At 72.5% G+C, this 10,368-nt stretch carries 9 protein-coding genes and 1 pseudogene; 5 read left to right on the forward strand and 5 right to left on the reverse strand.

Annotation, left to right across the window (positions count from 1 at the left end; all coding sequences use genetic code 11):
• Nucleotides 1-259: pseudogene (locus ACY35P_RS13625) on the forward strand (acetyl-CoA carboxylase carboxyl transferase subunit alpha); the annotation flags it as partial.
• 1 nt (nt 260) lies between these two features.
• Here ACY35P_RS13625 and lepB read toward each other — a convergent pair.
• Nucleotides 261-800, reverse strand: coding sequence for a signal peptidase I (lepB, locus tag ACY35P_RS13630; RefSeq protein WP_462116384.1), 540 nt, complete (start codon nt 798-800; stop codon nt 261-263).
• Nucleotides 801-870: 70 nt separating this feature from the next.
• Here lepB and tilS point away from each other — a divergent pair, with 70 nt between their 5' ends.
• The 3 genes from tilS (at nt 871) to ACY35P_RS13645 (ending at nt 3,383) form a co-directional block, all read left to right on the forward strand.
• Nucleotides 871-2,172 carry a tRNA lysidine(34) synthetase TilS gene (tilS, locus tag ACY35P_RS13635; protein WP_462116385.1) on the forward strand — a complete coding sequence of 434 codons (1,302 nt, stop codon included), beginning with the start codon at nt 871-873 and terminating at the stop codon, nt 2,170-2,172.
• Nucleotides 2,173-2,248: 76 nt separating this feature from the next.
• Nucleotides 2,249-2,512, forward strand: a complete 264-nt coding sequence (locus ACY35P_RS13640) for an exodeoxyribonuclease VII small subunit (protein WP_462116386.1) — start codon at nt 2,249-2,251, stop codon at nt 2,510-2,512.
• On the forward strand, nt 2,505-3,383 hold the full coding sequence (locus ACY35P_RS13645; protein WP_462116387.1) for a polyprenyl synthetase family protein: 879 nt from the start codon (nt 2,505-2,507) through the stop codon (nt 3,381-3,383). Before ACY35P_RS13640 ends, ACY35P_RS13645 begins: the two co-directional genes overlap by 8 nt.
• Nucleotides 3,384-3,450: 67 nt before the next feature.
• Here ACY35P_RS13645 and ACY35P_RS13650 read toward each other — a convergent pair whose 3' ends face one another.
• Nucleotides 3,451-3,927: a DUF4870 domain-containing protein gene (locus ACY35P_RS13650; RefSeq protein WP_462116388.1), complete on the reverse strand. Its 477-nt coding sequence runs from the start codon at nt 3,925-3,927 to the stop codon at nt 3,451-3,453.
• Between the two features lie 62 nt (nt 3,928-3,989).
• Nucleotides 3,990-5,369: a metalloprotease PmbA gene (pmbA, locus tag ACY35P_RS13655; RefSeq protein WP_462116389.1), complete on the reverse strand. Its 1,380-nt coding sequence runs from the start codon at nt 5,367-5,369 to the stop codon at nt 3,990-3,992.
• A gap of 84 nt (nt 5,370-5,453) precedes the next feature.
• Here pmbA and yjgA point away from each other — a divergent pair, with 84 nt between their 5' ends.
• Entirely contained in the window at nt 5,454-6,023 is a 570-nt protein-coding gene (gene yjgA, locus ACY35P_RS13660) for a ribosome biogenesis factor YjgA (protein WP_462116392.1), read from the forward strand.
• Nucleotides 6,024-6,042: 19 nt separating this feature from the next.
• Here yjgA and tldD read toward each other — a convergent pair whose 3' ends face one another.
• A complete protein-coding gene (gene tldD / locus ACY35P_RS13665) occupies nt 6,043-7,497 on the reverse strand; it encodes a metalloprotease TldD (protein ID WP_462116390.1) in 1,455 nt (484 codons plus the stop codon).
• A gap of 57 nt (nt 7,498-7,554) precedes the next feature.
• A partial coding sequence (locus ACY35P_RS13670) for a YhdP family protein (RefSeq protein WP_462116391.1) occupies nt 7,555-10,368 on the reverse strand: 2,814 nt, incomplete at its 5' end.

The raw sequence follows: 10,368 nt of genomic DNA on the forward strand, positions 1-10,368 counted from the left end.
CTGGAAGTCGGCCGACAAGGCGAAGGACGCGGCCGAGCAGTTGGGCCTCACCGCGCGACGCCTGCATTCGCTCGGGCTCGTCGACAAGGTGGTGCGCGAGCCCACGGGCGGCGCGCACCGCAATCCGCAGCAGATGGCGATCCGCCTCAAGACCGTGCTGATGAACGAGCTCGACGCGCTGGAAGGGCTCTCGCCCGACGCGCTCGTCGAGGGCCGCTACCGACGCCTGCGCGGGTACGGCGCGTACGAAGCCGCCTGAGTCAGCGCGTCACGCGGCCGCGGACCCAATCGAGGTCGGCGAATCCCCAGAAGCGGCTGTCCTCGCTGTTGTCGCGATTGTCGCCCAGCACGAACAGACGGCCGGGTGGGACGGTGGTCGGCGGGTGAACGCGTGAATACGGCTGGGTGGCGTTTTCCGTAGAGACGTAGGGCTCCGGCGTCGACCGCCCGTTGACGAACAGCGTGCCGTCGCGGATTTCCACCTCGTCGCCGGGCAGGCCGATGACGCGCTTGAGCCAGACCTGCTCGGGATGATGCGGCGGCGCGAAGACAACGAGGTCGCCGCGGCGGAGCTCGCGTGTCGCGGCCTCGCCGACGCGTGCCACCACCACGCTGCCGGGTTCGAGCGTGGGCTGCATGGACCGGCTCGGCACGCGGTAGACGCCGATGCCGAGGAGCCGCTCGCGCGGATCCATCGAGCGTGCACCCGCCGGATTGGCGACGTAGACCGCCACCACGGCGAGCGGTGCCAGCACGCAGGCCGCGAGCGCGGCGGCGACGATCCAGTGACGAACGTTCATGCGTTTCCTCCGTGCGCGCAGTGTGCCGACTCCCCGCGCGCCTCGCACCCGCCTCGCTTAGCATGCGGCGATGCCCGTCGCGCTCGACCTCGACCTCTCGCCTGCGCTCGACAGACCGGACGCACGCATCGTCGTGGGCTTCAGCGGTGGCCTCGACTCGACGGCCCTTTTGCATCGGCTCGCCACGGACGCGTCGCTGCGCGGACGCGTGCACGCGGTGCATGTGGACCACGGCCTGCATCCCGACGCGCCGACGTGGGCACGGCGCTGCGGGGACACATGCGCGATGCTCGACGTGCCGTTGACCACGGTGCGCGTCGCCGTCTCGCCGGCAGGCGACGGCATCGAAGCTGCGGCGCGTCGTGCGCGCCATGCCGCGCTGCGCGAGGCCGCCGCGCCCGGCGACATCGTCGCCCTCGCCCATCACCGCGACGACCAGGCGGAAACCTTCATGCTGTGCGCCCTGCGGGGCTCGGGTCCGGAGGGCCTGCGCGCCATGCGCACCTGGCGCGCATTCGGCCACGCGCACCTCTGGCGACCGCTGCTCGCCTGTCCGCGCGAAGCATTGCGCGCCTACGCCGAGGCGCACGGTCTGCACTGGATCGAAGATCCGGCAAATGACGACGCGCGCTTCGACCGCACGTTCCTGCGCACGCGCCTGATGCCTCTCCTGCGCGAGCGCTGGCCGCAGGCCGATGCGGCGCTCGCACGATCGGCCGCGCTTTCCGATGCGGCCTCGACGCTCCTCGACGGCGAGGACCGCGCGTCCCTCCAGCGGTGCACCGTCGAAGGCACCGACACGCTGTCGATCGCCGAGCTGACGGCATTGCCCCCGGCGCGTCGGGCACGCGTCCTGCGGTGCTGGATCGACGCCTGCGGCCTGCCGCCGCTGCCCGGGCGCGGGGTCGCCCGGATCGAGGCGGACCTCATGACCGCGCGGCCGGACTCCACCGCGCGGTTCGACTGGAGCGGCGCCTCCGTGCGGGCCTGGGACGGTCGCCTGCATGCGCTGCGTCCGGCGACGGCGCTCGACCCGGCGTTCGACCGCGCCTGGGACGGCCTCGCCCCGCTCGACCTCCCGGACGGCGGCCGGCTCGAACTCGCGCCAGCCGTCGGACTGCCGTCGGGAACCCGCGTGACGGGGCGCCGCGGCGGCGAACGCATCCGGCTGCCGGGCCGCCCGCATCGGCACGCGCTCAAGCACGTGCTGCAGGCGCTGCGCGTCCCGCCGTGGACGCGCGCGCACCTGCCGCTCCTGATCGTCGAAGGCCACGTCCTGGCCGCAGGCGACGTCGCGACCTCGGCGGATTTCGCCGACTGGCTCGTCGCGCGCGGTGCCCGCCTCGTCTGGACGCGCCCGCCGGGTGCCTGAGCGGCTCACCCGCGCGCCACGCGGGTTGCGCGACACTGCATTGACCCTGCCCCGCGACCGCCGCCACACTTCCGCCATGCCGCGCAAAGACACCCCCGAGCCGTCCCCCGTCGCCGACTTCGAGCGCTCGCTCGATTCGCTCGAACGGCTGGTCGAACGCATGGAACAGGGCGAGATGAGCCTCGACGAGTCGCTCGCGGCCTACGAGGAGGGTGTCGGCCTCTACCGCCGCTGCCAGACGGCGCTGGAAGACGCGGAGATGCGGGTTCGCCTGCTTACCGATCCCCAGGATCCGGCCTCGGCACAGGCGTACCCGGACGCGTCTGCGCCCGATGCCTGACCCGCGCCTGGACGCCTGGCGCGGCCGCATCGACGCCGCGCTGGCGAAGGCGCTCGCGACGACTCCCGCCCCGCCCCGCCTGCAGGCCGCCATGCGCCATGCCGTGCTGCTCGGCGGCAAGCGCATGCGCCCGCTGCTGTCGCTGGCCAGTGGCGCGCTGTTCGACGCCGACGAGGCCGCGTCGATCGCCGCGGGCGTCGCGGTCGAACTCGTCCACGCGTATTCGCTCGTCCACGACGACCTTCCGGCCATGGACGACGACGCCCTGCGCCGCGGCCAGCCCACCGTGCACGTCGCCTTCGACGAGGCGACGGCGATCCTCGCGGGCGATGCGCTGCAGGCGCTCGCCTTCGACGTGCTGACCAATGCGCCGGTGCCCGCGGACGTCGCGGTCGAGCTGGTCCGCACGCTCGCCGCCGCCGCGGGCGGGGCCGGCATGTGCGGCGGCCAGGCGCTGGACCTCGAAGCCACGGGCCGCAGCGCCGCGGTGGACGTCGACGCGCTCGAGCGCCTGCATGCGCTGAAGACCGGCGCGCTCATCCGCGCGGCGGTCCGGATGGGCGCGCTGTGCGGCCGCGCCGATGCGCAGGCCCTCGCCAGGCTCGACGACTTCGCCGACGCCCTCGGCCTCGCCTTCCAGGTGCGCGACGACATCCTCGACGTCGAAGCGGACACCGCCCAGCTGGGCAAGACCGCCGGCAAGGACGCCGCGCAGGACAAGGCGACGTTTCCCGCGCTGCTCGGTCTCGACGCCTCGAGATCCCGGCTCGCCACATTGCGCGGACGCATGGCGGCGGCGCTCGCCGGGTTCGATTCGCGTGCCGATGCCTTGCGCGGGCTCGGCGACTACGCGGTCGCGCGCACGCACTGAGCGCCAACACGTCGCGCAAAGAAAAAGCCCGGCATCGCCGGGCTTTTTCGCAATACGAGTGACTCGATTACTTCACGAGGCGCAGCGCGAAGGGATACCGGTACGCGACGCCCTCGTTCGCCTTGATCGCGGCAATGATCGTGACGACGAGCCACGCCAGGCCGACGATCAGCATCAGCGGGCCGGTGAGCAGGATGCCGATGCCCAGCGTCACGAACGTCAGCACGAACAGCACAAGGAACACGATGCCGACCGTGATGTTGAAGTTCAGCGCTTCCTTGCCCTGGTCGTCGACGAACCGCATCGTCTCCTTCTTCATCATCCAGATCACGAGCGGACCGATGATGCAGCCGAGGCTCGCGGCCCAGCCGGCGGTCACGATGCCGCCGACGAGCGCCGACAGGTGCGCGAACATCGCCCACTGCCGCTCGTCCGCGGAAATCCCGCTGGCATGCGTTGCCGCGGCGGCCGGCGTCGGCGACGGCTGCGAGTACGGCGGCGGCGTTTCGCTGGCGCCGGCCGGGGAATCGTTGATGTCACTCATGGGCTACTCCTGCGCGGGACGCGCGTTGGCAGTCCGCACTCTCGCGCTCCGTGAAGGGCGCGTCAACCGCCATCGGTCGATTCGCCCGCCACCGTCATTCGGCCGACGAGGATCGAACCCGTGCGCACGTGCGAGCGTCGGTCGACGTCGCTGCCGACCGCCTCGATGCGCTCGAACATCGAACGCAGGTGGCCGGCGACCGTGACGCCGTCCACCGGATACTGCGGCACTCCGTTTTCGATCCAGAAGCCCGCGGCGCCGCGCGAGTAGTCGCCCGTCGTGGTGTTCGCACCGTGGCCCATGAGCTCGGTGACGAGCAGGCCGGTGCCCATCCGCGCCAGCACGTCGTCGAGCCCGCCCGCATTGGCGGACACGTCGAGGTTGTGCACGCCGCCGGCATTGGCCGTGGTCTCGAGGCCCAGCTTGCGCGCCGAGTAGCTGCCGAGCACGTAGCGCTCGAGCACGCCGGCGGACACGAGCGCCGATTCGCGCGTGGCGACGCCCTCGGCATCGAATGCGGCCGAGCGCAGGCCGTGCTGCACGAACGGGCGTTCGATGATCGAGAACCAGTCCGGAAACAGCTTCTGGCCGCGGCTGTCGACGAGGAAGCTCGCGCCGCGGTAGAGCGCGCCGCCCGACACCGCGCCGATCAGGTGGCCGATCAGCGACCGCGCCATCTCCGCCGCGAACACCACCGGGTACTCGCCGGTTTTCAGCGTACGGGGCGAGAGTCGCCCGACCGCGCGCTCCGCGGCGCGGCGCCCGACCGCCACCGGCGATTCGAGATCCGCCGACGCCAACCCGAACGTGTACCAGCCGTCGCGCTGCATCGCATCGCCGCGCCCCGCGATCAGCGCGCAACCGAGCGAGTGATGCGTGCTGCGGTCGCCACCGACGAAGCCGTGCGAGTTCGCGTAGACCGACAGGCTTCGGCCGCTCGACAGCGAGGCGCCGTCCGAATTCTCCACGCGCGCATCCGCATCGCGGCCGGCCTGCTCGCAGGCGAGCGCAAGGTCGATCGCGCGGTCGGCGTCGATCGCCCACGGATGCCAGCTGTCGAATTCGCCGAGCTCGCGCGCCATCAGCGCGGCGTCGGCGAGGCCGGCGGCCGGGTCGTCCTCGGTGTACTTCGCGATCGCGCACGCCTGCTCGACCGTCGCGACCAGGCTCTCCTCGCGCAGGTCGGCCGTGCTGGCGCTGCCCTTGCGCTGGCCGAAGTAGACGGTGACCGCGATGCCGCGGTCGCGGGTGGATTCCACCGTCTCGACCTCGCCCATTCGCACGTTGACGCTCAGCCCCGCCTCCTCCGAGCAGCTGACCTCGGCCTGCGTCACGCCGCGGGCGCGGGCGAGGTCCAGCAGGCGCTGCGACAGCCCCGACAGGGCCTCCAGACGCTCGGTGCTGTCGTCGTGCAGGGCGGGCGAAGTGGCGATCGCGTTCAATGTCTTATCCTTCCGGGCTCGTGTCCGCGCGTTCCGCGGACGGTTCGATGCGTGGCGGCCCCGGTCGCGCGCGGGATGATGACGATGCGCGGTCGCGACGAAGAAACCGGTGAATTCCGTAGCCCCAGCCGCAGCCAGCAGCGGCGCGCGGCGTTGGACGTGTTGGAACTGGCCAAGGCGCTCGTCGAGCTGACGCCGACGCAGCTCTCCCGCGTCCCGGTGCCCGAGGCGACGCTGCCGCACATCGAGGACACGCGACGCATCACCGCCAACATCGCGCGCAAGCGCCAGCTGGCGTTCCTCGCCAAGCAGATGCGCAAGCTCGACGACGAGGAGCTGCAGGCGATGCGCGACGCGCTCGACGAGAAGAGCGACGCCTCGCGCGCGGAAGCCGCGGCGTTGCATCGCGTCGAAGCCTGGCGGGCGAAGCTGCTCGACGGCGGCGACGAAGCGCTCGCGGAACTGCTCGACGAACACCCGGCGGGCGACCGCCAGCGCCTGCGCCAGCTCGTGCGCAATGCCCATGACGAGCAGAAGCGCGGCAAGCCGCCGCGCGCCTTCCGAGAGCTCTTCCGCGAGCTGCGCGGCGTGATCCTCGGCGGCAGCGACGCCGACGACGGCGACGACACCGGGCTCGACGACAGCGACGAATGAGGTCGCACGGCGCGGAGCCTCAGGCCTTCGTGCCGCCCACGGTGAGGCCGTCGATCAGCAGCGACGGCTGGCCGACGCCGACCGGCACGCTCTGCCCGTCCTTGCCGCAGACGCCCACGCCCTCGTCGAGCGCGAGGTCGCTGCCGATCATGCGCACCTTCTGCATCGTCTCCGGGCCGTTGCCGATCAGCATCGCGCCCTTGACCGGCGTGGTGACGCGGCCGTCCTCGATCATGTAGGCCTCGGTCGCCGAGAACACGTACTTGCCCGACGTGATGTCGACCTGGCCGCCCCCGAAATTCACGGCGTACAAGCCGCGCTTGAGCGAGCGGATCATCTCCTCGGGATCGTGCGGGCCGGCGAGCATGTAGGTATTGGTCATGCGCGGCATGACGAGGTGTGCGAAGGATTCGCGGCGGCCGTTGCCGGTCGGGGCCATGCCCATCAGCCGCGCGTTGAGGCTGTCCTGCATGTAGCCCACGAGCACGCCGTCCTCGATCAGCGTCGTGCAGTTGGTCGGCTGGCCCTCGTCGTCGATGTTGAGCGATCCGCGGCGGCCTTCGAGCGTGCCGTCGTCGACGATCGTGACGCCGGGCGACGCCACGCGCTGGCCGATGCGACCCGCGTACGTCGACGTGCCCTTGCGGTTGAAGTCGCCCTCCAGCCCGTGGCCGACCGCCTCGTGCAGCAGCACCCCCGGCCAGCCGCTGCCGAGCACGACGGGCATCACGCCCGCCGGCGCATCGACCGCCTCGAGGTTCACCAGCGCCTGTCGCAGCGCCTCGCGCGCGATGCGCTCGGGGCGCTCGCCTTCCAGCAGCTCCGCGTAGCCGTAACGCCCGCCGCCTCCGGCGTAGCCCTGCTCGCGGCGCCCGTTGTGCTCGACGATCACCTGCACGTTGAGCCGCACCAGCGGACGAACGTCGCCCGCAACGTGGCCGTCGCTGCGCGCGACCAGCACGGTGTCGACGCCGCCGGACAGGCTCACCGTCACCTGCTTCACGCGCGGATCCGCGGCACGCAGCATGCGGTCGACGCGTCGCAGCGCCTCGACCTTCGTCGCGTTCGCCATCGCATCGATCGGATCGAAGGCGGCATACAGGGCGCGACCGGTGCCGCGCACGAGCGGCCGACCGCCCGCCTGCATCTCGCCCGCGACCGTGCCCTTCGCGATCGCACGCGCGGAGGTCGAGGCATCGAGCAGCGAGCGTGCGTCGATCTCGTCGGAGTACGCGAAGCCGGTCTTTTCGCCACTGATCGCACGCACGCCGACGCCCTGCTCGATCGAATGCGCGCCGTCCTTGACGATGCCGTCCTCCACCGTCCAGCTCTCGCGTCGCGCGTGCTGGAAGTAGAGGTCGCCGAAGTCGATCCCCGGCGCCAGCAGCGCACCCAGCGCGCCGTCCAGCGACGCGAGATCGAGGCCCGCGGGCGTGAGCAGGCGGGATTCGGCGGTCTGCAGCGAAGTCGTCATCGAGGATCCAAGGAAGGTGGGGCGTCGCCGACTATATGCGGCGTGCCGTGAGCGACCTCAACCGGCCGGAGGCGTCGCCGCGAGCGTGCGCGTCTGGTCGCGCGTCATGACCTCGACCTTCGGCTCCGCCCACGGACCGGTCACCCGGTACGTCTTCGCGCCGATCTGCCCGAGCGGTTTCGACATCACCGCGCTGGCGGCGGCGCCGATCGCCGCGCCGACCGGGCCACCGGCGATCGCACCGACCGCGGTGAGCAGGTTGCCGGCCTTCGGACGCACTTCGATCGTCTGGTCGAAGGTCTGCTGGCGCAGGTTGGCGGCGCCACGGATGCGGATCTCTGCGGCCGGGCCCTTGATCGCGAAGTCGTCCGTGCGCGCGAGGCCCGCGCCGAAGCGGACGTTGCCGCCGAGTCGGTTGAAGCTGAAGCCCTTCGCGAAGAAGTCGCCGAAGTCGAGCGTGAGCCGCCGCGGCAGTTCCGCGAGGCTCAGCAGGCCGAGGACGCGGCCGGCACCGGGCTCGACGCCGAGCAGCCGCCCGTCGCGCGCATCGAGCACCAGGCTGCCCTGCAGCGTGCCCGGCGCGAAGTCGGACGGCGCGCCGGTCCAGTTCGCGTCGAACTTCGCATCGCCCTTGCCGCCGCCGATGCGGCCGCCGAAACCGAAGCCGTCCAGCAGGCCGCCGAAGTCGTTGCTGGAGACGATCGCGGCGATGCGCGTGCGCGCCGCAGTGCCCCGCCCGGTCCATTCGCCCGAGGCATCGACGCGATGGCCGCGGCTGCGCGCATTGAATTCATCGAGAACGAGCCCGGCGGCCGTCGGATGCGAGCGGAAGCGCGCGGCGCCGAGCGAGGCGCTGCCCATGCGCAGGTCGTCCACGTCGAGCGACAGCGCGGGAACCTTCGCGGGATCGACCGTCGCGGGCGATACGACCGCGCGCGTGCCCGCCTGCGGGCGTCGCGCGGCGCTGGTAACCGTCGGCGCGACCGTGGTCGGCGTCGTACGCGCGCTTGCGGACGAGCTCGCCGGGTTGCTCTTCCAGAACACGCGGGCGAAGCGGCCCGTGACCGGGCCGGCATCCGGGACGTTGACCGTTCCGGACAACGTGGCGCCGTCCGCGCGCACCGCCAGAGCGCCGCCCGGCAGCGGCTGGACCTGCAGGCGTGTTTCGCCGAACTGGCCGCCGAGCATCGCGAGCCGCGGCGTCGTGACGTCGATGCGTTGCAGCGAAAGGCCACCGGCACCGCCGCCCGACGACGAACCGCTGCCGCCGCCCTGCACGAAGGCGATCCAGTCGAGTGCATCGAGCTGCGCGGCGCGGCCCGTCGCCACCAGCCCCGACGCGGGCGCGGCTTCGTCGACCCGATCATCGCCGAGCACGACGCGCACGCCGGTGCGGCCGCGATCGCTGCGCGCACGCACGGCGACGAGTTCGCCCAGCGCGACGTTGATCTCGCCGCTGCCGAGCGGCAGGGGCGTGTCCACGCTCGCCGCCAGCGACTGCGATGCCGGCTTCCGCAGGGGTGCCGGGAGGTCGAGCGACGTGCCGGCGAGCTGGCTGCGCAGTTGCAGCCGCGCGGCCGCGGGCTTCCCCGGCGCCGTGCGCGGCACGACGATGCCGACGGTCCAGGCCGAGCGCCCCGCCACGTACGGCGAAAGCCAGCCCATCTCGGGCGCGCGGGCCAGAAGGTCGTCGATGTCGAAGCTCGCCGCGACATCGCCCTCGAACGCATTCGTCGCGGTGCGCACGTGGCCTTCGCCAGCGCGCAGCGACAGGCGGCTCGCCTGGCCGTCGTGGCGCGCGTCGAGGTCGTTGGCGGTGAAGCCGCGCAGGTCGTAACGCGCGGGCCCGCGCACGTCGTCGAAGCGCAGGTTCCAGCGACGGTCGGCGAGCGTCGCGCCCTTCAGCACGACGCCACCGTCGATCTTGAGCGGACCGTGGTGGCCGAGCGGCATCTCGAGCCCGAAGTCCACGTGGGCCGGCCCGCTCGCCGAGAGCGCGTCAATGGTCTCCGGCTGCAGCTTGCGCAGGCCGCTGGCGCGGACGATGTCCAGCAGGCGCGCGGCGTCGGTATCGCCGCTGGCCTGCACGGTCAGGGCGCCGACACCGTAGTGGTCGATGGACGCTTTCAGCGCCGGCAGGCGCACCTGGCCGACGCGGCCGCTGCCGTCGATGTCGAAGCCGGTGGCGGTGAACACGAGGTCGGCGTCCACATCCTCGGCGGCCGGCCAGTCGGGCTGGAACTTCACGACCCCGCCGGCGACGTGCGCGCGCGCCTCGAAGACGCCCTCGTGCCCGCGGAACGGCCAATCGTCGAGGTCGCCCACCACCACCGCGCGGCCCCGCTCCACGCGTCCGCCGAGGAGCGCGCTGTCGAGCCAGGCGACCACGGTGGGCGCCATCCGGTCGCGCACCCAGAAGCGCTTGGCGACCGGCACCTGCGTCGCGCCGATGTCGATCGCGAGATCGATGAAGGGTCGTGTGCCGTCGCCCTGCCACTGCAGCCCGCCGCGCGCATCCGCCGAGTAGCCTTGTCCGGCGACGTGCAGACCGCGCGTGGCGACGCGCCAGCCGCCGCCGTCGCGCCACGCGCCCGCGCTGCCCGTCAGCCGCACCACGTGGTCGGGCCCGAACGCCTGCGGCCAGCTGAAGCGCACGGCGCTCTTGGGTTCGAACTCGATGCTGACGCCGTCCGCGTCGCCCGCCAGTCGGCCCGCGATGCCACGCAGGCCCGGCGCCGTCCCGACGCGGTCGAAGCCGACCGACGCGAGCCGCGCGTCCACGTCCACGCGCCCGCGGGTGCTGCGGACATGCGCGTCATCGACGAGGCCCGACGGCCGCGCGTCGCGGATCCAGCGGCGGGTATCGGCGGG

The sequence above is a fragment of the Lysobacter xanthus genome (assembly GCF_047159895.1).

Excerpts from the sequence above, each read along its gene's own strand:
- lepB (WP_462116384.1), bottom strand. The coding sequence starts at position 800 with ATGAACGTTCGTCACTGGATCGTCGCCGCCGCGCTCGCGGCCTGCGTG.
- tilS (WP_462116385.1), top strand. The coding sequence starts at position 871 with ATGCCCGTCGCGCTCGACCTCGACCTCTCGCCTGCGCTCGACAGACCG.
- ACY35P_RS13640 (WP_462116386.1), top strand. The coding sequence starts at position 2,249 with ATGCCGCGCAAAGACACCCCCGAGCCGTCCCCCGTCGCCGACTTCGAG.
- ACY35P_RS13645 (WP_462116387.1), top strand. The coding sequence starts at position 2,505 with ATGCCTGACCCGCGCCTGGACGCCTGGCGCGGCCGCATCGACGCCGCG.
- ACY35P_RS13650 (WP_462116388.1), bottom strand. The coding sequence starts at position 3,927 with ATGAGTGACATCAACGATTCCCCGGCCGGCGCCAGCGAAACGCCGCCG.
- yjgA (WP_462116392.1), top strand. The coding sequence starts at position 5,454 with ATGCGCGGTCGCGACGAAGAAACCGGTGAATTCCGTAGCCCCAGCCGC.
- tldD (WP_462116390.1), bottom strand. The coding sequence starts at position 7,497 with ATGACGACTTCGCTGCAGACCGCCGAATCCCGCCTGCTCACGCCCGCG.